General features: G+C 59.5%; 21 protein-coding genes. 3 read left to right on the top strand and 18 right to left on the bottom strand.

What is annotated here, in order from left to right:
- Positions 1–136 precede the first annotated feature (136 nt).
- The 17 genes from AB4P90_RS07315 to rpsB all read right to left on the bottom strand — a co-directional run bounded on the left by AB4P90_RS07315 (position 137) and on the right by rpsB (position 19,451).
- Entirely contained in the window at positions 137–1,084 is a 948-nt protein-coding gene (locus AB4P90_RS07315) for an acetyl-CoA carboxylase carboxyltransferase subunit alpha (protein WP_003189182.1), read from the bottom strand.
- Positions 1,085–1,213: 129 nt separating this feature from the next.
- Positions 1,214–4,735, bottom strand: a complete 3,522-nt coding sequence (gene dnaE, locus AB4P90_RS07310) for a DNA polymerase III subunit alpha (protein WP_236465949.1) — start codon at positions 4,733–4,735, stop codon at positions 1,214–1,216.
- Positions 4,736–4,811: 76 nt separating this feature from the next.
- Positions 4,812–5,438 carry a ribonuclease HII gene (gene rnhB, locus AB4P90_RS07305; RefSeq protein ID WP_161793220.1) on the bottom strand — a complete coding sequence of 209 codons (627 nt, stop codon included), beginning with the start codon at positions 5,436–5,438 and terminating at the stop codon, positions 4,812–4,814.
- Between the two features lie 2 nt (positions 5,439–5,440).
- Complete coding sequence (lpxB, locus tag AB4P90_RS07300) at positions 5,441–6,580, bottom strand: lipid-A-disaccharide synthase (protein WP_130174766.1); 1,140 nt, start codon at positions 6,578–6,580, stop codon at positions 5,441–5,443.
- A gap of 2 nt (positions 6,581–6,582) precedes the next feature.
- A complete protein-coding gene (gene lpxA, locus AB4P90_RS07295; RefSeq protein ID WP_014717236.1) occupies positions 6,583–7,359 on the bottom strand; it encodes an acyl-ACP--UDP-N-acetylglucosamine O-acyltransferase in 777 nt (258 codons plus the stop codon).
- Positions 7,356–7,796 carry a 3-hydroxyacyl-ACP dehydratase FabZ gene (gene fabZ / locus AB4P90_RS07290; protein ID WP_003172281.1) on the bottom strand — a complete coding sequence of 147 codons (441 nt, stop codon included), beginning with the start codon at positions 7,794–7,796 and terminating at the stop codon, positions 7,356–7,358. The genes lpxA and fabZ overlap by 4 nt, the downstream gene beginning before the upstream one ends.
- A gap of 111 nt (positions 7,797–7,907) precedes the next feature.
- On the bottom strand, positions 7,908–8,963 hold the full coding sequence (gene lpxD / locus AB4P90_RS07285) for a UDP-3-O-(3-hydroxymyristoyl)glucosamine N-acyltransferase (protein ID WP_236465950.1): 1,056 nt from the start codon (positions 8,961–8,963) through the stop codon (positions 7,908–7,910).
- Positions 8,964–8,966: 3 nt separating this feature from the next.
- Entirely contained in the window at positions 8,967–9,470 is a 504-nt protein-coding gene (locus tag AB4P90_RS07280; protein WP_003189173.1) for an OmpH family outer membrane protein, read from the bottom strand.
- A 45-nt stretch (positions 9,471–9,515) separates the two neighbouring features.
- Positions 9,516–11,903 carry an outer membrane protein assembly factor BamA gene (gene bamA, locus AB4P90_RS07275; protein WP_020300966.1) on the bottom strand — a complete coding sequence of 796 codons (2,388 nt, stop codon included), beginning with the start codon at positions 11,901–11,903 and terminating at the stop codon, positions 9,516–9,518.
- Between the two features lie 74 nt (positions 11,904–11,977).
- Positions 11,978–13,330: a sigma E protease regulator RseP gene (gene rseP / locus AB4P90_RS07270; protein ID WP_395605770.1), complete on the bottom strand. Its 1,353-nt coding sequence runs from the start codon at positions 13,328–13,330 to the stop codon at positions 11,978–11,980.
- A 53-nt stretch (positions 13,331–13,383) separates the two neighbouring features.
- Entirely contained in the window at positions 13,384–14,574 is a 1,191-nt protein-coding gene (gene ispC / locus AB4P90_RS07265; RefSeq protein ID WP_019817859.1) for a 1-deoxy-D-xylulose-5-phosphate reductoisomerase, read from the bottom strand.
- On the bottom strand, positions 14,571–15,377 hold the full coding sequence (locus AB4P90_RS07260) for a phosphatidate cytidylyltransferase (protein WP_014717231.1): 807 nt from the start codon (positions 15,375–15,377) through the stop codon (positions 14,571–14,573). Before AB4P90_RS07260 ends, ispC begins: the two co-directional genes overlap by 4 nt.
- On the bottom strand, positions 15,378–16,133 hold the full coding sequence (gene uppS, locus AB4P90_RS07255) for a polyprenyl diphosphate synthase (protein WP_003189167.1): 756 nt from the start codon (positions 16,131–16,133) through the stop codon (positions 15,378–15,380).
- Positions 16,134–16,150: 17 nt separating this feature from the next.
- Positions 16,151–16,708, bottom strand: a complete 558-nt coding sequence (gene frr / locus AB4P90_RS07250) for a ribosome recycling factor (RefSeq protein ID WP_003189163.1) — start codon at positions 16,706–16,708, stop codon at positions 16,151–16,153.
- Positions 16,705–17,448 carry a UMP kinase gene (gene pyrH / locus AB4P90_RS07245; RefSeq protein WP_003189161.1) on the bottom strand — a complete coding sequence of 248 codons (744 nt, stop codon included), beginning with the start codon at positions 17,446–17,448 and terminating at the stop codon, positions 16,705–16,707. Before pyrH ends, frr begins: the two co-directional genes overlap by 4 nt.
- 210 nt (positions 17,449–17,658) lie before the next feature.
- Entirely contained in the window at positions 17,659–18,522 is an 864-nt protein-coding gene (tsf, locus tag AB4P90_RS07240; protein ID WP_003189160.1) for a translation elongation factor Ts, read from the bottom strand.
- Between the two features lie 191 nt (positions 18,523–18,713).
- Positions 18,714–19,451, bottom strand: coding sequence for a 30S ribosomal protein S2 (gene rpsB, locus AB4P90_RS07235; protein WP_003189158.1), 738 nt, complete (start codon positions 19,449–19,451; stop codon positions 18,714–18,716).
- A gap of 387 nt (positions 19,452–19,838) precedes the next feature.
- Here rpsB and map point away from each other — a divergent pair, with 387 nt between their 5' ends.
- The 3 genes from map to dapC all read left to right on the top strand — a co-directional run bounded on the left by map (position 19,839) and on the right by dapC (position 24,731).
- Complete coding sequence (gene map, locus AB4P90_RS07230) at positions 19,839–20,621, top strand: type I methionyl aminopeptidase (protein ID WP_003189156.1); 783 nt, start codon at positions 19,839–19,841, stop codon at positions 20,619–20,621.
- 64 nt (positions 20,622–20,685) lie between these two features.
- Positions 20,686–23,388 carry a [protein-PII] uridylyltransferase gene (locus AB4P90_RS07225; RefSeq protein ID WP_014717230.1) on the top strand — a complete coding sequence of 901 codons (2,703 nt, stop codon included), beginning with the start codon at positions 20,686–20,688 and terminating at the stop codon, positions 23,386–23,388.
- A gap of 143 nt (positions 23,389–23,531) precedes the next feature.
- Complete coding sequence (gene dapC, locus AB4P90_RS07220; RefSeq protein WP_395605769.1) at positions 23,532–24,731, top strand: succinyldiaminopimelate transaminase; 1,200 nt, start codon at positions 23,532–23,534, stop codon at positions 24,729–24,731.
- An 11-nt stretch (positions 24,732–24,742) separates the two neighbouring features.
- Here the strand turns inward: dapC and AB4P90_RS07215 are convergent, their stop codons facing one another.
- Positions 24,743–26,386, bottom strand: a complete 1,644-nt coding sequence (locus AB4P90_RS07215) for a Na+/H+ antiporter (RefSeq protein ID WP_014717228.1) — start codon at positions 26,384–26,386, stop codon at positions 24,743–24,745.
- Positions 26,387–26,492 lie beyond the last annotated feature (106 nt).

Genomic DNA, 26,492 nt, shown 5'->3' with positions numbered 1-26,492 from the left:
CATACACAAAGCAAATGTGGGAGCCGGGCTTGCCCGCGATGCAGGCACCTCGGTGTATCAGTGATACCAAGGTGATGCTATCGCAGGCAAGCCAGCTCCCACACAAGCCGGCTACTACATTGGGTACAGCGTCGGCTTAGAGGCCGTAGCTCATCAGGCGCTCATAACGACGAGCCAGCAGCGCTTCGTTATCCAGCTTCTTGAGCATCGCCAGTTGCGACCCCAACTCGGCACGGATGGTCGCAGCAGCGGCAGCCGGATCACGGTGAGCGCCGCCCAGTGGCTCGGCGATGACCTTGTCCACGATACCCAGGCCTTTGAGGCGATCGGCGGTGATGCCCATGGCTTCGGCAGCGTCCGGCGCCTTTTCGGCGGTTTTCCACAGGATCGAGGCACAACCTTCCGGCGAGATCACCGCGTAGGTCGAGTACTGCAACATGTTCAGTTGGTCGCAGACACCAATGGCCAGGGCACCGCCGGAACCACCTTCACCAATCACAGTGGCGATGATCGGGGTTTTCAGGCGCGCCATGACGCGCAGGTTCCAGGCAATCGCTTCGCTCTGGTTGCGCTCTTCGGCGTCGATACCCGGGTAGGCACCCGGCGTGTCGATGAAGGTCAGGATAGGCATCTTGAAGCGCTCGGCCATTTCCATCAGGCGGCACGCCTTGCGATAGCCTTCCGGGCGCGGCATGCCGAAGTTGCGGCGTACTTTCTCGCGCACTTCACGGCCTTTCTGATGACCGATCACCATCACCGGTTGGTCGTCCAGGCGAGCGATACCGCCCACAATGGCTGCGTCGTCGGAGAAATGACGGTCGCCGTGCAACTCGTCGAACTCGGTGAAGATGTGTTCGATGTAGTCCAGGGTGTAGGGACGGCGCGGGTGGCGAGCCAGGCGCGCGATCTGCCAGCTGGTCAGCTTGCCGAAGATGTCTTCGGTGAGCGTGCTGCTCTTGTCTTGCAGGCGAGCGATTTCATCACCGATGTTCAGCGAATTGTCATTGCCGACCAGGCGCAGCTCTTCGATCTTGGCTTGCAGGTCAGCGATCGGCTGTTCGAAATCAAGAAAATTCGGGTTCATAAGCGTCCGTCTTGGGTCGACGGCCAAGGGGTGCCTGGCCAGCCGGTTGTCTATTCGCGCCCTACCTTAAGGGAGAGGCGCGTTTAGGTCGAGATTAAATGTTTAGTCGAGATCAGATCTATCTGACCGTCAACGGTATTGGAGGAAGACGTTGTCTCGCCCGAACTGGTCACGCAAAGCTTGAATCAAGCCATCAGCGGGATCAATTCGCCACGTCTCACCAAACTGCAACATGGCCTTGGCATCGCTGCCGGTGTACTCCATGGTCACCGGGCATGCGCCACGATGGCGTTTTAGCAGGTCACCCAACCAGCGTAGCTGATCGCCTTTAAGCGCTTCGGTTTTGACCTTCAGGCGCAGGCTTTCGGCCAGGTTGGTGCGAGCGTCTTCCATGCTCATCACGCGCTTGATGCGCAGGCGCAGGCCACCGGAGAAGTCATCATTGCTGACCTCCCCTTCCACCACCACCATGGCGTCGGTCTGCAACAGCGATTGGGCGGAGTGAAACGCGTCGGCAAACAATGACGCTTCGATGCGGCCCGAGCGGTCATCGAGGGTGATGAAGCCCATCTTGTCGCCCTTCTTATTTTTCATCACCCGCAGGGCGATGATCATACCGGCGACGGTCTGGGTATCCCGCGCCGGTTTGAGGTCGATGATGCGCTGACGAGCAAAACGGCGGATTTCGCCTTCGTACTCGTCAATCGGGTGACCGGTGAGGTACAGGCCCAAGGTGTCTTTTTCACCCTTGAGGCGTTCCTTCAGAGTCAGCTCCTTGGCCTTGCGGTGATTCGCGTAGACATCCGCATCCTCTTCGACGAACAGCCCGCCAAACAGGTCGGCGTGGCCGCTGTCATGGGTACGAGCGGTCTGCTCGGCGGCCTTGATCGCCTCTTCCATGGCGGTCAGCAGCACCGCCCGGTTACGATCGATATTGGCCTGGTAAGCCTTGGGCTCATCATGAAAATACGGGCCAAGACGGTCGAGTGCGCCGCTGCGGATCAGGCCATCGAGGGTACGTTTGTTGATGCGCTTGAGATCCACCCGCGCGCAGAAATCGAACAGGTCCTTGAACGGCCCGTCTTGACGCGCTTCGGTAATGGCCTCCACCGGACCTTCGCCCACGCCTTTGATCGCGCCGAGGCCATAGATGATGCGGCCTTCGTCGTTCACCGTGAACTTGAACTCCGAAGCGTTCACGTCCGGCGCGTCGAGGCGCAGCTTCATGGTGCGCACTTCCTCGATCAAGGTCACGACCTTGTCGGTGTTGTGCATATCCGCCGAGAGTACCGCCGCCATGAACGGTGCCGGGTAGTGGGCTTTCAACCAGGCGGTCTGGTACGACACCAGGCCATAGGCGGCGGAGTGGGATTTGTTGAAGCCATAACCGGCGAATTTTTCTACCAGGTCGAAGATGTTACCGGCCAGGTCGGCATCGATGTTGTTGGTGGCGCAACCTTCAATGAAACCGCCGCGCTGCTTGGCCATTTCCTCGGGCTTTTTCTTACCCATGGCGCGACGCAGCATGTCCGCACCGCCGAGGGTGTAGCCGGCCATCACCTGGGCGATCTGCATCACCTGTTCCTGGTACAGGATGATGCCGTAGGTCGGCGCCAGTACGGGCTTGAGGCCCTCGTACTGGTAGTCGGAGTGCGGGTAAGCCAGCTCGGCGCGGCCGTGTTTACGGTTGATGAAGTCATCCACCATGCCCGATTGCAGCGGGCCCGGACGGAACAGGGCCACCAGTGCGATCAAGTCTTCCAGGCAGTCGGGCTTGAGCTTTTTGATCAGCTCCTTCATGCCCCGGGATTCAAGCTGGAACACCGCCGTGGTTTCGGCTTTTTGCAGCAGGCTATAGGTCGGTTTGTCGTCCAGCGGGATAAACGCGATATCCAGCGGTTCTTCGCCGACCTTGGCACGGTCGCGGTTGATGGTCTTGAGTGCCCAGTCGATGATCGTCAGGGTCCGCAGGCCGAGGAAGTCGAACTTCACCAGGCCGGCGGCCTCCACGTCGTCCTTGTCGAACTGGGTGACCAGGCCGTCGCCTTCTTCATCGCAATAGATCGGCGAAAAGTCGGTGAGCTTGGTCGGCGCAATAACCACGCCACCAGCGTGTTTACCGACGTTACGCACCACGCCTTCGAGCTTGCGCGCCATGTCCCAGATTTCGGCGGCTTCTTCATCGACCTTGATGAAGTCGCGCAGGATTTCTTCCTGCTCGTAGGCTTTTTCCAGGGTCATGCCGACTTCGAACGGGATCATCTTCGACAGGCGGTCGGCCAAACCGTAGGACTTGCCCTGCACCCGCGCCACGTCGCGAATTACCGCTTTGGCGGCCATGGAACCGAAGGTGATGATCTGACTTACTGCGTTGCGGCCGTATTTCTCGGCCACGTATTCAATGACGCGGTCACGACCATCCATGCAGAAGTCGACGTCGAAGTCGGGCATGGATACCCGTTCCGGGTTCAGGAACCGTTCGAACAGCAGGTCATATTCAAGCGGGTCAAGGTCGGTGATCTTCTGTACGTAGGCCACCAGCGAGCCAGCACCTGACCCCCGGCCCGGACCTACCGGCACGCCGTTGTTTTTCGCCCACTGGATAAAATCCATTACGATCAGGAAGTAGCCGGGGAACCCCATCTGGATGATGATATCCAGCTCGAAATTCAACCGATCGACATACACCTGGCGCTTGGCTTCGTAGTCCTCGGTGGTGTCCTTGGGCAGCAGGACGCTGAGGCGTTCCTCCAGGCCATCGAACGACACTTTGCGAAAGTATTCGTCGATGGTCATGCCATCGGGAATCGGGAAGTTGGGCAAAAAGTGCTTGCCCAGCTTTACTTCGATGTTGCAGCGCTTGGCGATCTCGACGGAGTTTTCCAGGGCCTCGGGCAAGTCGCTGAACAGCTGCGCCATTTCCTCGGCGCTTTTGAGGTACTGCTCTTCGCTGTAGTTCTTGGAGCGGCGCGGGTCATCCAGGGCCCGGCCTTCACCGATGCACACGCGGGTTTCGTGGGCTTCGAAGTCTTCTTTCTTGATAAAGCGCACATCGTTGGTCGCCACCAGCGGCGCACCCAGCTTATCGGCCAGGGCGACGGCAGCGTGCAGATGCTCTTCATCGTTGGGACGGTTGGTGCGCTGGACTTCCAGGTAGAACCGGCCTGGGAACACCTGCATCCACTCACGCGCCAGCACTTCGGCTTCCTGAGGGTTGCCGCCCAGCAGCGCGATACCGATTTCGCCCTCTTTGGCCGCCGAGAGCATGATCAGGCCTTCGCTGGCTTCGGCCACCCACTCGCGCTCGATGATGATCGAGCCGTTACGCTGGCCATCGATAAAGCCACGGGAGATCAGTTCGGTGAGGTTGCGATAACCCACGCCGTTCATCGCCAGCAGGCTGATGCGGCTCAGGGGGTTATCCGGGTCTTTGTTGGACAGCCAGAGGTCGGCGCCGCAGATCGGCTTGATGCCGGCGCCCATGGCGTTCTTGTAGAACTTGACCAGGGAACACATGTTGTTCTGGTCGGTAACCGCGACCGCAGGCATGTTCATGCCCACCAGGGTTTTGACCAGCGGTTTGATCCGTACCAGGCCGTCGACCAGGGAGTACTCAGTGTGCAGGCGTAGATGAACGAATGAAGCCGGCATAGTGATCCTGTCTTGATACATGAAAACAACAAGGCCCGGATTGTACCGGGCCTGGGTAAAAACATCAGCCTTGCTGCTAAACCTCGATCAGACTTTCACGGGCCTCATAAGCCTGGCGCACCGGGGCAAACGAGCGGCGATGGATCGGGGTGGGGCCGAGCCGAGCCAGAGCTTCCAGATGAACGGGGGTCGGGTAGCCTTTATGGCCACCAATGCCGTAGCCGGGATAGATCAATTCGAACGCGGCCATTTCACGGTCGCGGCTTACCTTGGCCAGGATCGAGGCAGCCGCAATGGCCGGAACCTTGCTATCGCCCTTGACCACCGCTTCGGACGGCATTGTCAGTTTAGGGCAGCGGTTACCGTCGATCATCGCCATTTTCGGGGTGATGTGCAGCCCTTCCACAGCACGCTGCATCGCCAGCATGGTGGCGTGCAGGATATTCAGCTCGTCGATTTCTTCGACTTCAGCCCGGGCGATATGCCAGCTCAGGGCTTTTTCACAGATTTCGTCATAGAGTTTTTCGCGACGGGCTTCGGTGAGCTTCTTCGAATCGTTGAGCCCCAGGATCGGGCGGTTCGGATCAAGGATCACCGCCGCCGTAACCACTGCGCCACAGAGCGGACCGCGCCCGACTTCGTCAACACCCGCCACCAGTTCGTGGGCCTGGGCAACGAGGCTGAAATCCAGGCCCATTTGCATGGTCATAAGGCTTCCTGTTTATGGCCGATCAAGGTCAACACGGCGTCGGCCGCCTGGTTCGAGGCATCACGGCGTAACGTGCGGTGAATATCGTCGAAACCACGGGTCTGCTCTTCGCCGCCGTCGATCAAGGGTAGTAGGGTTTGCGCAAGCGCGTCGGGCGTTGCATCGTCCTGCAACAACTCCGGCACCAGCAGGCGCTGGGCCAACAGGTTGGGCAAGGAAATGTAAGGGCTCTTGACCATGCGCTTGAGAATCCAGAAGGTCAGTGGCGCCAGGCGATAGGCCACGACCATCGGCCGCTTGTACAGCAAGGCCTCAAGCGTGGCGGTGCCCGAGGCGATCAACACCGCATCGCAGGCTGCCAGGGCCAGGTGGGACTGGCCATCGAGCAGCGTCAACGGCAGGCTGCGACCTTCCAGCAGGGTTTCGATCTGGGCACGGCGTTGTGGGCTGGCACAGGGCAGTACAAAGCGGATCCCCGGCTTTTGCGCCTGGAGACGTTCGGCGGCATCAAAAAACAGCGCTCCCAAACGTCCTACCTCGCCGCCACGGCTCCCTGGCATCAACGCAACCAAGGGGCCATCGGGCAAGCCCAGCTCGGCACGCGCAGCCGCACGATCAGCTTGCAAGGGAATGGCGTCAGCCAGGGTGTGGCCGACAAACCGCACCGGCACGCCCTTCTCTTCGTAGAACCGGGCTTCGAATGGCAGCAAGGTCAGCATCAGGTCGCAACCTTCGCGGATTTTCAACACACGCTTCTGGCGCCACGCCCACACGGATGGGCTGACGTAGTGCACGGTCTTGATCCCGGCCTGGCGCAACTTGAGTTCGATATTGAGCGTGAAATCCGGCGCATCGATGCCGATAAAGACGTCAGGCTTTTCTTCGATCAGTGTCTTGATCAACAGCTTGCGGCGAGCCAGCAGCTCACGCAGGCGCCCCAAGACTTCCACCAGCCCCATGACCGACAGGCGCTCCATGGGGAAGTAGGAGGTCAGGCCTTCGGCCTGCATCAACGGGCCACCGACCCCGATAAATTCCACCGCCGGATGCTGGGCCTTGAGCGCCCGCATCAAGCCGGCACCCAGGATATCGCCGGAAGCTTCACCGGCCACGAGCGCAATACGCAGAGTGGCCATGATCAGCGAGTGATGCCGCGAGTCGAGGTCTGGATGGAGTCACGGAACACCGCGACTTCCGAGAACTGCGTGGCAGGCTCGGCCAACTCGGCCAAGGCCTGTTCCACGGTCAACCCTTGGCGGTAAACCGTCTTGTAGGCACGGCGCAGGGCGTGGATGGCGTCTTCGCTGAAACCGCGACGACGCATGCCCTCGAAGTTCATGCTACGGGCTTCGGCAGGGTTGCCGAACACCGTCACGAACGCCGGGACATCCTTGCCGATGGCGGTGCCCATGCCGGAAAAGCTGTGGGCGCCGATGTGGCAGTATTGATGCACCAGGGTAAAACCGGAGAGGATCGCCCAGTCATCAACGTGCACATGGCCTGCCAACGCAGTGTTGTTGACCAGAATACAATGGTTGCCGATCACGCTGTCATGGCCGATGTGCGCATAGGCCATGACCAGATTGTGATCACCCAAGGTGGTTTCGGCGCGATCCTGCACGGTGCCGCGGTGAATGGTGACGCCTTCACGAATGATGTTGTGGTCACCGATGACCAGGCGTGTTTCTTCACCCTTGTACTTCATGTCCGGGGTGTCTTCGCCTACCGAGGAAAACTGGTAGATACGATTGTGTTTGCCAATTCGGGTGGGACCCTTGAGGATCACGTGCGGCCCGATGACAGTCCCCTCGCCGATTTCCACACCTGCGCCGACGATCGACCAAGGGCCGACCTCAACGTCGGCGGCCAGTACGGCCGACGGATCGATGATTGCGCGAGGGTCAATCAAACTCATAGTTTGCGTTCCGCACAGATGATCTCGGCAGAGCACACCGGCTTGCCATCTACCGAGGCCTGGCATTCAAACTTCCAGATCTGGCGTTTGCAACTGATGAACTTGGCTTCCAGGATCAACTGGTCACCCGGGGTGACCGGGTTGCGAAAACGCAGCTTGTCGGAACCCACGAAATAGTAAAGCGTGCCGTCGGCAGGCTTGAGGTCGAGCATTTTGAAACCAAGGATACCGGCAGCCTGGGCCATGGCTTCGATGATCAACACACCTGGCATGATTGGATGCGCAGGAAAGTGACCATTGAAGAATGGTTCGTTGATGCTGACATTCTTGTAGGCACGAATGCGCTTTTCCTCGACGTTGAGGTCCACTACGCGGTCCACCAGCAGGAACGGGTAACGGTGAGGCAGGTATTCGCGAATCTCGTTGATGTCCATCATTTCGGGGGGAAGCCTGTAATAAAGATTGGGGGCGGGCGCACCAGGCGCACGCCCCGCTAGCAAATCAAGGAGGCCGTCTAGCGGCCGCGCACACTTGATATGGAAATGGTATCAGCCTTCTGATGAAGCATTACCGCCAGGGGTCACGTCCCCGACACGCTTTTCAAGCTGTTTGATACGTCGTGCCATGTCGTCGATCTTCCTCAAACGCGCGGCACTCTTGCGCCATTCGGCCGCAGGTTGCATCGCGGTACCGGATGAATAGGCCCCTGGCTCTGTGATCGAGTGGGTCACCATGGTCATGCCGGTGATGAAGACGTTGTCGCAAATGTCGATATGCCCCACCAGCCCTACGCCACCGGCGAGCATGCAATGCTTGCCGATCTTGGTGCTGCCGGAAATACCCACGCAGGCGGCCATGGCGGTGTGATCGCCAATCTGTACGTTGTGAGCGATCTGGATCTGGTTGTCGAGCTTCACACCGTTACCGATCACGGTATCGGCCAAGGCTCCGCGATCCACAGCAGTGTTCACACCGATCTCCACATCGTCGCCGATCAGTACGCCACCGACCTGGGCAATCTTGTGCCAGACACCTTTGGAGTTGGCAAAGCCAAAGCCTTCGCCGCCGATAACAGCACCGGACTGTATGACCACACGTTGACCAATACGCACATCGTGGTAGAGCGTCACGCGGGGGGCTAGCCAACCATCGGCACCAATTTCACAGCGTGCACCGATAAAGCAGTGGGCACCCACGGTGACACCAGCACCAATACGCGCCCCGCTCTCGATCACGGCAAACGCACCGATGCTGGCGGCAGGGTCAACCTGGGCATCCTCGGCGATCACGGCAGACGGGTGAATACCGCCAGCCGCCTTCGGCTTGGGATCGAACAGGTGCGACGCCTTGGCGTACGATAGGTACGGGTCGGCCACCACCAGCGCATCCCCGGCAAACCCTTCGGCGTCAGCGGCCTTCAGCAACACGGCTGCGGCCTGGCAGTCGACCAGGTATTTACGGTATTGAGGATTTGCGAGGAAGCTCAACTGAGCTGGGCCAGCCTCCTGCAAGGTGGCTAGCCCAGTGATTTCTTTCTCCTTGGAGCCACGTAAGGTGGCCCCCAGGAACTCGGCCAACTCGCCGAGTTTGATAGTCGCTGTCATGGTTTACTTCAGCTGGTTCATGCGCTCGATCACCTGGCGGGTGATGTCGTATTGAGGCTTGACGTCGATCACGGCGCCACGCTCGAACACCAGGTCAAAGGCACCCTTCTTGATGACTTCTTCCACAGCGCTGTCCAATTTAGGCTTGAGCTGCTTGAGCATTTCGCGGTCGGCCACAGCCTTGGCTTCGTTCAGCTCCTTGGATTGGAACTGGTAGTCACGGGCCTTTTGCTTGAATTCAAGCTCCAGACGCTCGCGCTCGCCTTGCTGCATCTTGTCGCCACCGGCTACCAGGCGGTCCTGGATACCCTTGGCGCTGCTTTCCAGCGTCTTGAGTTTGGTCAGTTGCGGACCGAATTTCTTCTCGGCATCCACGGCATATCGCTTGGCCGCATCGGATTCCAGCAGGGCCATCTGATAGTTCAGGACCGCGATTTTCATTTCGGCGAAGGCCGGGGTGGTGACCAGCACAGTGGCCAGCAAGACCAATTGAGTCAACTTACGCACGATGTACTCCTACAGAATCCGTTGTCGTTATCTTAGGTCAGACGCTTAGAACGTCTGGCCGAGGGAGAATTGGAAAATCTGGGTTTCAGCGTTATCCGGTTTCTTGATCGGCATGGCCAGAGCAAAGCTCAACGGGCCCAGCGCAGTCACCCAGGTCACACCCACGCCCACGGAGCTCGCCAGGTTGCTGAGGCTTACGTCGTTGCATTGAGTGTTGGACTTCACGCCACTTGGGTTGGTGATCTGATCGCACTTGGAGTCGAACACGTTACCCACGTCCCAGAAGACCGAAGTACGCAGGGAACGCTGATCTTTTACGAATGGCAGCGGGAACAGAATTTCGGCACCACCCTGGATCAGCACGTTACCACCAAAAGGAAGCGGGTCGTTGTCGGAGTCCACTTGCGTCCCCTGGTTACCTGTAAAGGCCTGGCCACGGCTCGGCGTGCCACGCGGCCCCAGGGTACTGTCCTTGAAGCCACGTACCGAGTTGAAGCCACCTGCATAGTAGTTTTCATAGAACGGCAAGCCATTGGTCGAACCATAGCCGTCGCCATAGCCCAGCTCTGTGTGCAGGCGCATGGTGTAGTTATCGCTCAACGGCTGGAACAACTGGCCACGGTAGTCGAGCTTGAAGAACGACAGGTCGCTGCCCGGCGTGGTGACTTCCGCAGTCAGGCTCTGGGAGTGGCCGCGGGTTGCCAGTACGCCTTTGTTCAGGGTCGACTCGGACCAACCGGCAGACGCCTTGAAGTTCAGGAACTTGTCGCCTTCACGACGGGTGAAGTCGAAAATTTCGTCCACGGTGTACACACCGGTCTTGATCTCATCCTGCTGGGCGGTAAGGCCAAAGGTCAGGCGCGAGGTTTCGCTGATCGGGTAACCCACGTTGACACCAGCACCCAGGCTGTCGATCGCATAGCTTGCAACGTCAACATCGAGGTCTTTGTAGTCGGTGGTGCGGTAGAAGGCGTTGTAGCCCAGGCTCACACCGTCTGCAGTCCAGTAGGGGTCGGTGTAGCCGAAGTTGTATCGGCTCTGGTATTCGCTGCGGGTCAGGCCGATGGACACACGGTTACCGGTACCCAGGAAGTTGTTCTGCGTGATGGAACCACCCAGGATCAAACCGGCGCTCTGGGCGAAACCGACACTGGCAGTGATCGAACCCGAGGCTTGTTCTTCAACGGCGTAGTTCACGTCAACCTGGTCATCCACACCCGGTACGGCCGGGGTTTCGACGTTGACTTCCTTGAAGAAGCCCAGGCGCTCAAGACGGGTCTTGGATTGGTCGATCAGGTAGGTCGAAGCCCAGCCACCTTCCATCTGACGCATTTCACGACGCAGCACTTCGTCCGCAGACTTGGTGTTGCCTCGGAAGTTGATGCGGTTGACGTAGGCACGCTTGCCCGGATCGACGACGAAGGTGATGTCCACGGTGTGGTCTTCATCATTCGGGGTCGGCACGCCGTTGACGTTGGCGAAGGTATAGCCTTCGTTACCCAGGCGGCGGGTGATCAGCTCGGAGGTAGTGGTCATCAGCTTGCGCGAGAACACCTGGTCCTTCTGCACCAGCAACAGGGACTTGACCTGGTCTTCAGGCACTTTCAGGTCACCGCTGAGCTTGACGTCACGAACCTTGTACTTCTCACCTTCGTTGACGTTGACGGTAATGTAGACATGCTTCTTGTCCGGGGTGATGGACACCTGGGTCGAAGCGATGTCCATGTTGATGTAGCCACGGTCCAGGTAGTAGGAGCGCAGGCGTTCCAGGTCACCGGAGAGTTTTTCACGGGCGTACTTGTCATCGTTCTTGAAGAACGACAACCAGTTGGTGGTCTTGAGTTCGAACAGGTCGACCAGGTCTTCATCAGGGAACTTGGTGTTGCCCACGACGTTGATGTGCTGGATGGCGGCCACGGTGCCTTCGTTGATGTTGACCTTCAGGCCCACACGGTTACGAGGCTGGGGGATCACTTCGGTTTCCACGGTCGCGGAGTAGCGGCCCTGGGCAACGTACTGGCGTTGCAACTCGTTACGCACGCCCTCAAGGGTTGCGCGCTGGAAGATCTCGCCCTCGGCCAGGCCCGATTGCTTCAGGCCCTTCATCAGGTCTTCAGTGGAGATGGCCTTGTTACCTTCGATCGCGATACTCGCGACGGAAGGTCGCTCGACGACCGTGATGACCAGGACGTTACCTTCGCGACCCAGTTGGATATCTTGAAAGAACCCGGTTTTGAACAGCGCACGAGTGGATTCCACCAGGCGACGATCATCCGCCTGTTCCCCGACGTTCAACGGCAAGGCACCAAAGACGCTACCCGCGGAAACCCGCTGGAGGCCGTTGACGCGAATATCGGAGATGGTGAAGGACTCGGCGTGAACTTCGGCGATCATCAATACGGTGAGAACCGCAGTTAGCAGCAGACGTTTCATGAAGTCCTTTCTTATTCCAACTGGCAATAAACAAACTGCCGCAAAATGCGGCAGATTCGCAATTCAGCGAAGCGTTACAGACGTCCCAGATCGTTGACCAAGGCTAACAACATCACCCCGACCACCAAACTGATACCAATCTGTATCCCCCAACCCTGCACCCGATCCGACAAGGGGCGACCACGCACCCACTCGACCAGATAAAACAGCAGATGCCCCCCATCCAATACTGGAATGGGCAGCAAATTCAGAACCCCAAGGCTAATACTCAGATAAGCCAGGAAATTCAGGAAATCCGCGACACCCGACTGGGCAGAAGCGCCCGCCACTTTAGCAATGGTTATCGGTCCACTCAAGTTTTTTACCGAGAGCTCACCGAACAACATTTTCTTGAGGGATTCGAGGGTCAGCACGCTCATGGTCCAGGTGCGTTTCGCACCCTCGCCAATCGCGGCCAAAGGCCCGAAACTGACCTCTCGCACCATCGATGGCGGCCATTCGACACCTTTGACCCCGGCACCCAGGTATCCGCCGGCCGCCTTGGCTTCCCCTCGCACCGACAAGGTCACGGGGACGTCGATTTGAGCACCCTCGCGCTCAACCTTCAGCACAATTTTGGTATCAGGGCGCACACGCACCAGGTCGACCACCTGCTGCCAGTCACCCAGCGCCTGACCATCAAGGGCCAACAGGCGATCACCGGTTTTCAGGCCAGCAGCCTGGGCCGGCCCCTTTGGATCGAGTTCGGCCAGCACCGGCGGCAAGGCCGGACGCCAAGGGCGGATCCCCAGGGATTTGATCGGATCGGGCTCATCGGCGCCCTTGAGCCAATGGTCCAGCGCCAATGCCCGCGGGGTTTCGGCGCTGGAGTCCTGATCACGCACCACCACATTGACGGTGCCGCTTTCACCCAGGCGACGCACCAACTGCAAATTGACCGCGCCCCACCCTGCGGTGGGTTCGCCATCAATCGATACAATTTCCTGCCCTGCCGTCAGGCCCGCCTTGGCCGCGATGCTGTCGGCTTCGACCGCGCCAATGACCGGGCGCACCTGCTGGCTGCCCAGCATGGCCAAAACCCAGAAGAACACCATCGCCAACAGGAAGTTGGCAATCGGCCCCGCCGCGACAATCGCGATACGCTGACGAACGGTCTTGCGATTGAAGGATTGGTCCAGTTGGTCTGCAGGCACTTCGCCTTCGCGCTCATCGAGCATCTTGACGTAGCCGCCCAACGGGATAGCAGCAATGACAAACTCAGTGCCGCGGCGATCATGCCAGCGCAACAACGGCATGCCGAAACCGACGGAAAAGCGCAATACCTTGACGCCGCAACGACGCGCCACCCAGAAGTGGCCGAATTCGTGGAAGGTCACCAACACACCCAGAGCAACCAGGGTGCCGACAATCATGTAGAGCGCACTCATCTAATTTCTCCGCATTTCAATCCAATGCCTGAAGACTCAAACCTGCCCGCGGCCTAACCCGCATTGCGATCCAACCATTGCCCAGCCAGGGCTCGGGCCTTGGTGTCAGCCTCGAACACCGCCTCCAGGTCATTCACTGCCACTACCGGCTCACGCGCCAGGACGTCCTCGATGATACTCGCGATCTGCGGAAAGCGGATGCGCCGTTCAAGAAACGCCGCCACGGCCACTTCGTTGGCCGCGTTAAGCATCGCCGGGGCACTGTTACCCGCCTCGGCCGCTTGCCGCGCCAGGCGCAAACAAGGGAAACGCTGCTCGTCTGGAGCTTCGAAGTCCAGGCGCGCAATTGCAAACAGGTCCAACGGTGCTACGCCGGAATCAATCCGCTCAGGCCACGCCAAGGCGTTGGCGATCGGTGTGCGCATGTCCGGGTTACCCAACTGCGCCAACACCGAGCCATCCACGTAATCGACCAGGGAATGGATCACACTTTGTGGGTGAATGACCACCTCAACCTGGTCAGGCCGCGCATCGAACAGCCAGCATGCCTCGATCAACTCCAGGCCCTTGTTCATCATGCTCGCCGAATCCACGGAGATTTTGCGCCCCATGGACCAGTTCGGGTGAGCGCATGCCTGATCGGGAGACACATGGTCCAGCTCGGCCGACGGAGTCTGGCGGAATGGGCCACCCGATGCCGTCAGCAAAATCCGGCGCACGCCGACCTGGCTCAAGCCGCGGGCAAAATCACCGGGCATGCACTGGAAGATGGCGTTGTGCTCGCTGTCCAGAGGCAGCAGCACCGCGCCGCTCTTACGCACCGCCTGCATAAAGAGTGCGCCGGACATGACCAAGGCTTCTTTGTTGGCCAGCAGGATTTTCTTGCCAGCATCGACTGCCGCCAAGGTCGGGCGCAAACCGGCTGCACCGACAATCGCCGCCACGACGGTATCCACGTCCGCATCGGCCGAGACCTGGCACAACCCTGCCTCGCCGACCAATACCTGAGTAGCCAGCCCGGCAGCCCGCAGATCCTCCTGCAGATTACGAGCCGCAGCCGCCTCAGGCACCACGGCAAAGCGCGGCGAGTGACGCACGCACAAGGCCAGCAACTCGCGCAAACGCGTGAAGCCGGTCAGGGCGAAAACTTGATAGCGATCGGGGTGACGCGCTATGACATCAAGGGTACTGAGCCCGACCGAGCCGGTCGCGCCCAGCACCGTAACCTGCTGCAGGCGGCTCACGAAGCGATCATCCACAACAGCACGGCAAAAATAGGCAGCGCAGCGGTGAGGCTGTCGATACGGTCAAGCACACCGCCATGGCCTGGCAGCAGGTTACTGCTGTCCTTGATGCCCGCCTGGCGTTTGAACATGCTCTCGGTAAGGTCGCCCACCACCGAGATGAAGACGACAATAGCCGTCCCCAGCAAGGCCAGAAGCACTTCCTTTACCGGCCAGTCACGCACCACACCGACCACCAAGGTGATCAGCAGCGTCAAGGCCAGGCCGCCGTATACGCCTTCCCAGCTCTTGCCGGGGCTTACGGCCGGGGCCAGCTTGCGTTTGCCAAAGGCTCTACCCGAGAAGTAGGCACCAATATCAGCACCCCATACCAATACCATTACAGCCAGGATCAATTCGTTGCCCAGCGGGTAACGCTTGATTTCCACCAGCCCTTGCCAGGCCGGCAACAGGATCGCCAGGCCGATCACCAGCTTGCAGGCCACGCTGGACCATTGGCCACTGGTGCGTGGATAGGTGAGTACCAGGAACGTCGCCAACGCCCACCACAACACTGCTGCTCCCAGCACCCAGGGCGCGATGTCCGGCAGGATGTACATGAAGAACAACAACAGCGCGACCACGGCGGCGTAGGCCACACGCGGCAACTGGTTGACGAAACCTGCCAGGCGCGCCCATTCCCACGCCCCAAGGGTCACGACCAGGCCGATGAACAGCGCAAAGCCGGAACCGTCGAGCAGGAAAAAACCGCACAAGGCAATCGGCAGCAGGATCAGCGCCGTGATGATTCGTTGTTTAAGCATTTAAACCCGGGCTCCAGCTTCGATCTGCTCGCTCGTTTTACCGAAACGACGCTGACGGGAAGCGAAATCGGCCAGTGCATTACGCATGGCATCGTGTTTGAAGTCCGGCCAGAACAGGTCGGAGAAGTACAGCTCGGTGTAGGCCAGCTGCCACAGCAGGAAATTGCTGATGCGATGCTCGCCACCGGTACGAATGCACAAGTCCGGCAACGGTAGGTCGCCGGTCACCAGGCAGGTTTGCAACAGTTCGGGCGTGATGTCGTCCGGGCGCAGATGGCCGGCCTGCACTTCGCGGGCCAGCCGCTGTGCAGCCTGGGCGATATCCCACTGGCCACCGTAGTTGGCTGCGATCTGCAGTACAAAACGGTTACTGCCGGCAGTGATGGCCTCGGCTTCGCGCATGGCCGTTTGCAGCTCCGGATGGAACCGCGAACGATCACCAATGATGCGCAGACTGATGTTGTTGTCATTGAGGCGCTTGGCCTCACGACGCAAGGCCTTGAAGAACAGGTCCATCAAGGCGCTGACCTCATCGGCGGGCCGCTGCCAGTTCTCACTGGAGAACGCGAACAAGGTCAGCACTTCGACCTTGGCCTCGGCGCACACTTCAATCACCGCCCTTACCGCGTCAACACCCGCTTTATGCCCGGCAACACCCGGCATAAAGCGTTTTTTCGCCCAGCGATTATTCCCATCCATGATGATCGCGACATGGCGCGGCACCACGGAGGGCACAGTCTGCTTGGTCTTTTCCATGAAGGCGTCCTGACCCCTTATACGGCCATCAGGTCCTTTTCTTTTTCTTCGGTCGCCTTGGTAATCTGGGCTTCGGCGTCCTTGGTCAGCTTGTCGATATCAGCGACGGCACGGCGCTCTTCGTCTTCGCTGATTTCCTTATCCTTGACCAGTTTCTTCAGGTCGCCCAGCGCATCGCGGCGGATGTTACGCACGGCAACGCGCGCATCTTCAGCAGCACTGCGCGCCTGCTTGGTGAAGCCCTTTCGGGTTTCTTCGGTCAGGGCTGGCATGGAGATCAGCAGCAACTCGCCCAGGTTGGTCGGGTTGAGGTTCAGGCCGGCACTCTGGATAGCCTTGTCGACAGCCGCGAGCATGTTGCGCTCGAAGGCCACAACTTGCAGGGTGCGCGAATCCTTCACGGTCACGTTGGCTACACCGCTCAGCGGGGTGTCGGAACCGTAGTAAGGCACCATCACGCTGCCCAGGATGCTTGGGTGCGCCTTGCCAGTACGGATCTGGCCAAAGGCGTGGCTCAAGGATTCCAGGGATTTCTGCATACGCGCCTGGGCGTCTTTCTTGATTTCGTTGATCATTGTTGGCCTTCCTCGATCAGAGTCCCTTCTGCGCCGCCGTGTACGATATTCAGCAGGGCGCCGGGCTTGTTCATGTTAAATACGCGCAGCGGCATCTTGTGGTCGCGGCACAGGCAGATAGCGGTCAGGTCCATGACACCCAGCTTGCGATCCAGTACTTCATCGTAGGTCAGATGATCGAACTTCTCGGCATGCGGGTCTTTGAATGGGTCTGCAGTGTAAACGCCATCCACCTTGGTCGCTTTCAACACCACGTCGGCATCGATTTCGATAGCACGCAGGCATGCGGCCGAGTCGGTGGTGAAGAACGGGTTACCTGTGCCAGCGGCAAAGATCACCACTTCCTTGGAGTTCAGGTGGCGCATGGCTTTGCGGCGATCATAATGATCGGTCACGCCAACCATGGAAATAGCCGACATCACAATGGCCGAGATATTGGCGCGCTCCAAGGCGTCGCGCATGGCCAAGGCGTTCATCACAGTGGCCAGCATGCCCATGTGGTCGCCGGTAACCCGGTCCATACCGGCAGCACTGAGTGCCGCACCGCGGAACAGGTTGCCACCACCAATCACCAGGCCGACCTGCACACCGATACCGACCAATTGGCCGACTTCCAGCGCCATGCGGTCAAGCACCTTGGGGTCGATCCCGAACTCTTCCGAGCCCATCAGGGCCTCGCCGCTGAGCTTGAGTAGAATGCGTTTATAGCGAGCCTGATAACCACTGCCCTGCTGAGCCATTGCGAATCTCTCCTGCGGCGTATTTTTTAAAAATTCTTGGCGAGCCGTTTACGGCTTGCGTTCACTCTAGCTGGACGCTGTCACAGCGCCATCGGAACACGGCTTTGTAAGCCAGTTCCGAGAGGAAACCAAATAAAATTGGCCTTCCCATTTGAAAAGAGGCTGCGCGCGTGAGCGGGCAGCCTCTTTCGGCGACAGTTTGGAACTGTCTTATTGCTTGGCGGCAGCCAGCTGGGCAGCAACTTCTTCAGCGAAGTTGTCGACCGGCTTCTCGATGCCTTCGCCTACTTTGAAGTAAGTGAAGGAAACGATTTCAGCACCGGCCTTCTTGGCCAGTTCGCCAACCTTGATTTCAGGGTTCTTGACGAACGCCTGCTCAACCAGGCTTGCTTCAGCCAGGAACTTGCTGATACGGCCTTTGATCATGTTTTCAACGATGTTCTCTGGCTTGCCGGCGATCTTGTCGGCGTTGAGGCTCAGGAACACAGCTTTTTCACGTTCGATTGCGTCGGCAGACACTTCCGAAGGCAGCAGGAACTCAGGGTTGCTTGCAGCAACGTGCATTGCGATGTCTTTAGCCAGCTCAACGTCGCCGCCTTTCAGAACAACTGCAACACCGATCTTGTTACCGTGCAGGTAACCACCAACCACATCACCCTCAACGCGAACCAGGCGACGGATGTTGACGTTTTCGCCAACCTTGCCGACCAGTACCAGGCGATCAGCTTCTTGAGCTTCGATCAGCGGAGCGGCGTCAGTCATTTTCTCGGCGAACGCTTTTTCAACGCTGGCAGCCACGAATGCCTTGAAGTCGTCCTGCAGAGCCAGGAAGTCGGTCTGGGAGTTCACTTCCAGCAGAACGGCGGACTTGCCGTCTTCTTTCAGAGCGATAGCGCCTTCAGCAGCCACGTTGCCTGCTTTCTTGGCAGCCTTGATGGCGCCGGAAGCACGCATGTCATCAATGGCTTTTTCGATGTCGCCGCCGGCCTTGGTCAAGGCCTTTTTGCAATCCATCATGCCTTCGCCAGTACGCTCACGCAGTTCTTTAACCAACGCTGCAGTAATCTCTGCCATTTCAAAATCCTCTTGGATAGGTTTTCAACCATTCCACCCGATCAAACGGGCGATCAATTCTTCCCGAATCTCCGTTGTAGGCCGCTGCACGTTACAAATAATGTAGCTGCGCTGCCGACAAATGGTTTTCGAGGTGGCAAAAAGGGGGCCAAGCCCCCTTTTTGCTTACTGAGTCAACGCCAGGGCGTCAGTTACTCAGCGGCAGCTACCGGAGCTTCTTCAACGAACTGCTCGGTACCGCCAGCAACGTGGTTGCGGCCACGGATTACAGCGTCAGCCATCGAACCCATGTACAGCTGGATAGCGCGGATTGCGTCATCGTTGCCTGGGATGATGTAGTCAACGCCTTCCGGGCTGCTGTTGGTATCGACTACGCCGATAACCGGGATGCCCAGCTTGTTGGCTTCGGTGATCGCGATGCGCTCGTGATCAACGTCGATCACGAACAGTGCGTCAGGCAGACCGCCCATGTCCTTGATACCACCCAGGGAACGATCGAGCTTTTCCAGGTCACGGGAGCGCATCAGCGCTTCTTTCTTGGTCAGCTTGGCGAAAGTACCGTCTTCGGCTTGTACTTCAAGGTCACGCAGACGCTTGATGGAAGCACGGATGGTTTTGAAGTTGGTCAGCATGCCGCCCAACCAGCGGTGATCGACGTACGGCGAACCGCAACGTGCTGCTTCTTCAGCAACGATCTTGCCAGCGGAACGCTTGGTGCCGACGAACAGGATCTTGTTTTTGCCCTGGGCCAGACGCTCTACGAAAGTCAGCGCTTCGTTGAACATTGGCAGGGTTTTTTCAAGGTTGATAATGTGAATCTTGTTACGCGCGCCGAAAATGTACTTACCCATTTTCGGGTTCCAGTAACGGGTCTGGTGACCGAAGTGCACACCGGCCTTCAGCATATCGCGCATGTTGACTTGGGACATGATAGTTCCTTAATAAGTCGGGTTTGGCCTCCACGTATCCCAATGACCAACCAGCGGCATCAAGGCCTCCGGCACCCAGGTCATCGTGTCGACACGTGTGTGGATTTAAGCTTTGCGGGGTATCCCCGGAAAGCGGCGCATTTTATACCACAGCATCGGCAAAAACGAAACCCGCAATCACATTTGCCGGTCGCCGCCTTTGCGTAAGCCCTTGAATACAGCCAACATGCCTCTACCTCATAGAGAGAAGCGATCACCAGACGCGCATGATTTGCCAGCATCGTCTGTTAGAATCGCGTTTTTTGGGACTTGCGCGAATGTTGTAACCCTTTGTCGCGCCCCCGTGAACCGTATTGATTTCAGCGCGTCGCGCTAGAGAGAGCCTGTATGACCGTTACCTTGAAAACCGCCGAAGACATCGCAGGCATGCGCGTTGCCGGCAAACTGGCTGCCGACGTGCTGGAAATGATCGCCGAACACGTCAAGCCCGGCGTCACCACCGAAGCGCTGGACCGTATCTGCCACGACTATATAGTCGACGTGCAAAAAGCCATCCCTGCCCCGCTGAATTACAAAGGTTTCCCCAAGTCGATCTGCACCTCGATCAACCACGTGGTCTGCCACGGCATTCCGGGCGACAAACCACTGAAAGACGGTGACACCCTGAACATCGACGTCACGGTGATCAAGGATGGTTACCACGGCGATACCAGCCGCATGTTCCACGTCGGTAACGTGCCGGTGTGGGCCGAGCGCCTGTCCCAGGTCACCCAGGAATGCATGTACAAGGCCATCGAGATCGTCAAACCCGGCTGCCGCCTGGGTGACATTGGCGAAGTGATCCAGAAGCACGCGGAAAAGAACGGCTTCTCGGTGGTGCGCGAATTCTGCGGCCATGGTATCGGCAAAGTGTTCCACGAAGAGCCGCAGATTCTGCACTACGGCCGTGCGGGCACCGGCATGGAACTCAAGGCCGGCATGACCTTCACCATCGAACCGATGATCAACCAGGGCAAGGCCGACACCAAGGTGTTGGGCGACGGCTGGACCGCCATCACCAAGGACCGCAAGCTCTCGGCCCAGTGGGAACACACCTTGCTGGTCACCGACACCGGTTATGAGATCTTCACCCTGCGCGCCGACGACACCATTCCACGCGTTTCGGCCTGAAGGCTGCCCAGGTTTTCCCACAGCGTGTTGTGACTGACTGATAGATAGAAAGGAAAGCCGATCGATGCCCCAGGTGGATCCCGAACTCTTCGACCGTGGCCAGTTCCAGGCCGAACTGGCATTGAAGGCAAGCCCCATCGCCGCCTTCAAGAAGGCCATCCGCCAAGCCCGCGAGGTGCTCGATGCGCGCTTTCGCAGTGGCCGGGATATTCGCCGCCTGATCGAAGACCGCGCCTGGTTCGTCGATAACATCCTGCAAAAGGCCTGGGAGCAGTTCAATTGGAGTTTCGACGCCGATATCGCCCTGGTGGCGGTCGGCGGCTACGGTCGCGGCGAACTGCACCCCTACTCCGACATTGACCTGCTGATCCTGCTGGACAAAGCCGATCACGAGACCTTTCGCGATTCCATCGAGCGCTTTCTGACGTTGCTGTGGGACATCGGCCTGGAAGTCGGCCAGAGCGTACGCTCGGTGGACGAATGCGCGGAAGAGGCCCGTGCGGACCTGACGGTGGTCACCAACCTGATGGAAAGCCGCACCATCTGTGGCCCCGAGCGCCTGCGCCAGCGCATGCTCGAAGTCACCAGCACCGCACACATGTGGCCAAGCAAAGACTTTTTCCTGGCCAAGCGCGCCGAACAAAAAGCCCGGCACCACAAGTACAACGACACCGAATACAACCTGGAACCCAACGTCAAAGGCTCACCCGGTGGGCTACGGGACATCCAGACAATTTTGTGGGTGGCGCGTCGCCAATACGGCACGCTGAACCTGCGCGCCCTGGCTGGCGAAGGCTTTCTGGTGGAGAGCGAAAACACTCTGCTGGCCTCGTCCCAGGAATTCCTGTGGAAGGTGCGCTACGCCCTGCACATGCTGGCTGGTCGTTCCGAAGACCGCCTGCTCTTCGACCACCAGCGCTCTATCGCTACCCTTCTGGGCTTTGAAGGCGAAGATGCGAAGACCAGCATCGAGAGCTTCATGCAGCAGTACTACCGGGTGGTCATGAGCATTGCTCAGCTCAGCGACTTGATCATCCAGCACTTCGAAGAAGTGATCCTGGCTCCCGAAGATGAAGCGCCGCCGCAGCCGATCAACGCGCGTTTCCAACTGCATGACGGCTATATCGAAGCGCGTAACGACAACGTGTTCCGCCGCACACCGTTCGCCATGCTGGAAATCTTTGTGTTGATGGCCCAGCAGCCGGAGATCAAAGGCGTGCGCGCCGACACCATCCGCTTGCTGCGGGAAAACCGTCACCTCATCGACGACGACTTTCGCAACGATATCCGTAACACCAGCCTGTTTATCGAGCTGTTCAAGTGCCGCATCGGCATCCATCGCAACCTGCGGCGCATGAACCGCTACGGCATTCTCGGGCGCTACCTGCCGGAGTTCGGCTTTATCGTCGGGCAGATGCAACACGACCTGTTCCATATCTATACCGTCGATGCCCACACCCTGAACCTGATCAAGCATCTGCGTAAGTTGCAGTACACCCAGGTGTCAGAGAAATTCCCGCTGGCCAGTAAGCTGATGGCCAAGCTGCCCAAGCCCGAGTTGATTTACCTGGCCGGCTTGTACCACGACATCGGCAAGGGCAGGCATGGCGACCACTCGGAGATCGGCGCGGTCGATGCCGAAGCCTTCTGCCAGCGCCACCAGTTGCCGGTGTGGGACAGCCGCCTGATTGTCTGGCTGGTGCAGAACCACCTGGTGATGTCGACCACGGCCCAGCGCAAGGACTTGTCCGACCCGCAGGTGATTCACGACTTTGCCGGCATCGTCGGCGATGAGACCCGCCTGGATTACCTGTATGTGCTGACCGTCTCCGACATCAACGCCACCAACCCGACGCTGTGGAACTCCTGGCGCGCCAGCCTGTTGCGCCAGCTATACACCGAGACCAAGCGCGCCCTGCGCCGTGGCCTGGAGAACCCGGTGGACCGCGAAGAGCAGATCCGCCGCACCCAAAGCGCAGCCCTGGATATCCTGGTGCGCGGCGGTAACGACCCGGACGACGTCGAGCAACTCTGGTCGCAACTGGGTGACGATTACTTCCTGCGCCACACCGCCGGCGACGTGGCCTGGCACAGCGACGCGATCCTGCAGCAACCCGCCGATGGCGGCCCGTTGGTCCTGATCAAGGAAACCACCCAGCGCGAATTCGAAGGCGGCACGCAGATCTTCATCTACGCCCCCGACCAGCACGACTTCTTTGCCGTGACCGTGGCGGCCATGGACCAGCTCAACCTGAACATCCACGACGCCCGGGTCATCACCTCCAGCAGCCAGTTCACCCTCGACACCTACATCGTGCTCGACACCGACGGCGACTCAATTGGCGATAACCCGGCGCGGGTGAAAAAGATCCGCGAAGGTCTTACCGAAGCCCTGCGCAACCCCGACGACTACCCCACCATCATCCAGCGCCGGGTGCCGCGCCAGCTCAAGCACTTTGCCTTTGCGCCCCAGGTGACCATCTCCAACGACGCACAGCGACCGGTGACGGTGCTGGAGCTCAGCGCACCGGATCGCCCGGGCCTGCTGGCACGCATCGGCGGGATTTTCCTGGAGTTCGACCTGTCGTTGCAGAACGCCAAGATTGCGACCCTGGGCGAGCGTGTGGAAGACGTGTTCTTTATCACCGATGCCGATAACCAGCCGCTGTCCGACCCGCAGCTGTGCCTGCGTTTGCAAGCGGCGATCGTGGAGCAATTGAGCGTGAGCCAGGAACCCGGCGTCGAGCTGACACGCCTGACCATTTGAATTCTTAACTTTGTGAACAGGAGTCATGTGGGAGCTGGCTTGCCTGCGATGCAGACACCTCGGTGCGTCAGGTCGACCGCAGTGAGGCCATCGCAGGCAAGCCAGCTCCCACAGGATCCGCGCTCACCGTGACAGAGGCTTATATGAACAACGCCCTTAACCAGTTGCAGCCCTACCCCTTCGAGAAACTGCGCGCTCTGCTCGGCAGCGTGACGCCGAACCCGGACAAGCGCCCGATTGCGCTATCCATCGGCGAGCCCAAGCACACCTCACCGGCCTTCGTTGCCGAGGCCTTGAGCAATAACCTCGATCAAATGGCGGTGTACCCCACCACCTTGGGTATTCCGGCCCTGCGCGAAGCCATCGGCGCCTGGTGCGAACGTCGCTTCAACGTGCCCAAGGGCTGGCTGGACCCGGCACGAAACATCCTGCCGGTCAACGGTACGCGCGAGGCGCTGTTTGCCTTCACCCAGACCGTGGTCAACCGTGGCGACGACGCGCTGGTGGTGAGCCCCAACCCGTTCTACCAGATCTACGAAGGCGCCGCGTTCCTGGCCGGGGCCAAGCCGCATTACCTGCCGTGCCTGGACAGCAATGGCTTCAACCCGGACTTCGACGCCGTCTCCCCCGACATCTGGAAACGTTGCCAGATCCTGTTCCTGTGCTCCCCAGGCAACCCGACCGGCGCGCTGATCCCGGTCGACACCCTGAAAAAACTCATCGCCCTGGCCGACGAATATGACTTCGTCATCGCCGCCGACGAGTGCTACAGCGAATTGTACTTCGACGAGCAAACCCCACCGCCGGGCCTGCTCAGCGCCTGCGTCGAGCTGGGGCGCCAGGACTTCAAGCGTTGCGTGGTGTTCCACAGCCTGTCCAAGCGCTCCAACCTGCCAGGCCTGCGCTCAGGCTTCGTGGCCGGCGACGCCGAGATCCTCAAGGCCTTTTTGCTGTACCGCACCTACCACGGCTGCGCGATGCCCGTGCAAACCCAGCTTGCAAGCATTGCGGCCTGGCAGGACGAAGCCCACGTACTGGCCAACCGTGACCTGTACCGCGAGAAGTTCGACGCGGTGCTGGCGATCCTCAAGCCGGTGCTGGACGTGCAAAGCCCGGACGGCGGCTTTTACCTGTGGCCGAATGTAGAGGGTGACGACGCCACTTTCTGCCGCGATTTGTTCGTGGAAGAACATGTGACGGTGGTGCCGGGCTCTTACCTGTCGCGCGAAGTGGACGGCTTGAACCCTGGCGCGGGGCGTGTGCGCCTGGCATTGGTTGCGCCGTTAGCCGAATGCGTGGAAGCGGCTGAGCGGATTCGCGACTTTATCCAGCGTCGCCGTTAAGGGCCTACCGGTCACTTCATGTGACCCAAATTCGCCTCGCTCATATCCAACTCCGCCAACACCTCCCTCAACACGTCATCACCAATCTGGTGATGACGGCTCAAGCTGTACAACTCCAACCGTTGCGCGCGTAGGGCCTTGAGCCGCAGCTTGCGCTCCAATTGGTCCATCTGCAGCGCCAGCGCCTGGGCTTCAGCCGAATCATTAAACACATCCAACTGATGACGATACTCCGCCATCAGCCGCGCCTTGAGCTCGGTGGCCAGCGCAGCTTGAGCGGCATCCGGGGTTTCGGCTTCGGCGGGTTCCTGGGCCTCCAGCGCATGGATCGCCGCCACGGCGGTCTTCTTCCAGGCCTCGCGCACTTCGTTGTGGCGCTTCTCATCCGGGCCTTTTTCGACACCACGCAGCAGTAACGGCAGCGCGATGCAGGCAGCGACCAGCGACAGCAGGATCACCCCGGCAGCGATAAAGATCAGCAGGTCACGCTCAGGGAAATCCTGGCCCGGCGCCAGCAACAAGGGCACCGACATGACGCCCGCCAGGGTCACCGCTCCGCGAACACCGCCGACGGTCAGTAACCAGCAGGAGCGGGCCGTCGGCACCAGGGTCAGCGCGCTTTTGCCACGCAGCCTGCGCAGCAACCCCGACAGCCGCCAGATGCTCTGCACCCAGATAAAGCGCAATACCACCAGCACCAGGAAGATCGCCACCACATCCAGGCAGCGATACATCAAGGTGGGCCACAGCGTGGTTTCATGACTGACCACAGCCTTGATGATGTCCGGCAGTTGCAGGCCGAGCAGCAGGAAAATCAGGCCATTGAAGGCAAACTCCAGCAGCGACCAGACGCTGCGGTTGAGCAAACGCGTGCTGGTCTGGCGCGGCAGCAGGTCGAGCCAGCTTTGCATCATGCCCGCCGCCACCGCCGAGAGAATGCCGGACGCGCCCAGGCGTTCAGCCAGTACGTACGCAGCAAAGGGCAGCAGCAACATGAACACCACATGGGTCGCCGGGTCATCCCAACCGCGCGCGATCATCCAGGCGCGCAGGCGGCCGACCAGCCAGCTCAGCGCCACGCCGATCGCCAACCCACCCACTGCCACCAGTACAAACGTCAGGCTGGCATCCGCCAGGGAAAAGACCCCGGTTAACGCCGCGGCCAGGGCAAATTTGAAGGTCACCAGGCCCGACGCGTCATTCATCAAGGCTTCGCCCTGGAGCATGTGCATCAGCGGCTTGGGCAAACGGTTCTGGGAAATGGCCGACACTGCCACGGCGTCCGTCGGGGATAAAACCGCTGCCAGGGCAAAGGCCACCGGCAAGGGGATCGAGGGCAGCAACCAATGAATAAAGTAACCTGCGCCCACCACGGTGAACAGCACCAGCCCCACCGCCAACGTCAGGATCGGACCACGCAGGCGCCACAACTCGCGCTTGGGCATGCGCCAACCATCGGAAAACAGCAGCGGTGGCAGGAACAGAAACAGGAACAGCTCCGGGTCCAGCGCCACATGCAGCCCCAACGTGGGCCAGGCCAGCAAGGCGCCGGCGGCGATCTGCACCAGGGGCAACGGCAGTGGGATGATGCGCCCGACCAGGCGCGAAAGGCTGACCAGCATCAGCAGGATAAGAACGGTGTAGGCGGTTTGCATAACGCGGGTTTCCCGGACAATCGACTTGCAACGACACATCAGGCAACAACTGGCCGTTGAAGTGCCATATTACCCGGCTATGTTACCTGGCTATGTTACTCGCCTA

The organism is Pseudomonas sp. B16120, assembly GCF_044218845.1.
Lineage (GTDB): Bacteria > Pseudomonadota > Gammaproteobacteria > Pseudomonadales > Pseudomonadaceae > Aquipseudomonas > Aquipseudomonas paracarnis.
Note: the sequence above shows the minus strand (reverse complement) of the source record. Positions and strands in the feature narration are given on the sequence as shown.

What these genes read in the sequence shown, in the direction of transcription:
- AB4P90_RS07315 (WP_003189182.1), bottom strand. Translation starts at nt 1,084, where the DNA reads ATGAACCCGAATTTTCTTGATTTCGAACAGCCGATCGCTGACCTGCAA.
- dnaE (WP_236465949.1), bottom strand. Translation starts at nt 4,735, where the DNA reads ATGCCGGCTTCATTCGTTCATCTACGCCTGCACACTGAGTACTCCCTG.
- rnhB (WP_161793220.1), bottom strand. Translation starts at nt 5,438, where the DNA reads ATGCAAATGGGCCTGGATTTCAGCCTCGTTGCCCAGGCCCACGAACTG.
- lpxB (WP_130174766.1), bottom strand. Translation starts at nt 6,580, where the DNA reads ATGGCCACTCTGCGTATTGCGCTCGTGGCCGGTGAAGCTTCCGGCGAT.
- lpxA (WP_014717236.1), bottom strand. Translation starts at nt 7,359, where the DNA reads ATGAGTTTGATTGACCCTCGCGCAATCATCGATCCGTCGGCCGTACTG.
- fabZ (WP_003172281.1), bottom strand. Translation starts at nt 7,796, where the DNA reads ATGATGGACATCAACGAGATTCGCGAATACCTGCCTCACCGTTACCCG.
- lpxD (WP_236465950.1), bottom strand. Translation starts at nt 8,963, where the DNA reads ATGACAGCGACTATCAAACTCGGCGAGTTGGCCGAGTTCCTGGGGGCC.
- bamA (WP_020300966.1), bottom strand. Translation starts at nt 11,903, where the DNA reads ATGAAACGTCTGCTGCTAACTGCGGTTCTCACCGTATTGATGATCGCC.
- rseP (WP_395605770.1), bottom strand. Translation starts at nt 13,330, where the DNA reads ATGAGTGCGCTCTACATGATTGTCGGCACCCTGGTTGCTCTGGGTGTG.
- AB4P90_RS07260 (WP_014717231.1), bottom strand. Translation starts at nt 15,377, where the DNA reads ATGCTTAAACAACGAATCATCACGGCGCTGATCCTGCTGCCGATTGCC.
- uppS (WP_003189167.1), bottom strand. Translation starts at nt 16,133, where the DNA reads ATGGAAAAGACCAAGCAGACTGTGCCCTCCGTGGTGCCGCGCCATGTC.
- frr (WP_003189163.1), bottom strand. Translation starts at nt 16,708, where the DNA reads ATGATCAACGAAATCAAGAAAGACGCCCAGGCGCGTATGCAGAAATCC.
- pyrH (WP_003189161.1), bottom strand. Translation starts at nt 17,448, where the DNA reads ATGGCTCAGCAGGGCAGTGGTTATCAGGCTCGCTATAAACGCATTCTA.
- tsf (WP_003189160.1), bottom strand. Translation starts at nt 18,522, where the DNA reads ATGGCAGAGATTACTGCAGCGTTGGTTAAAGAACTGCGTGAGCGTACT.
- rpsB (WP_003189158.1), bottom strand. Translation starts at nt 19,451, where the DNA reads ATGTCCCAAGTCAACATGCGCGATATGCTGAAGGCCGGTGTGCACTTC.
- map (WP_003189156.1), top strand. Translation starts at nt 19,839, where the DNA reads ATGACCGTTACCTTGAAAACCGCCGAAGACATCGCAGGCATGCGCGTT.
- AB4P90_RS07225 (WP_014717230.1), top strand. Translation starts at nt 20,686, where the DNA reads ATGCCCCAGGTGGATCCCGAACTCTTCGACCGTGGCCAGTTCCAGGCC.
- dapC (WP_395605769.1), top strand. Translation starts at nt 23,532, where the DNA reads ATGAACAACGCCCTTAACCAGTTGCAGCCCTACCCCTTCGAGAAACTG.
- AB4P90_RS07215 (WP_014717228.1), bottom strand. Translation starts at nt 26,386, where the DNA reads ATGCAAACCGCCTACACCGTTCTTATCCTGCTGATGCTGGTCAGCCTT.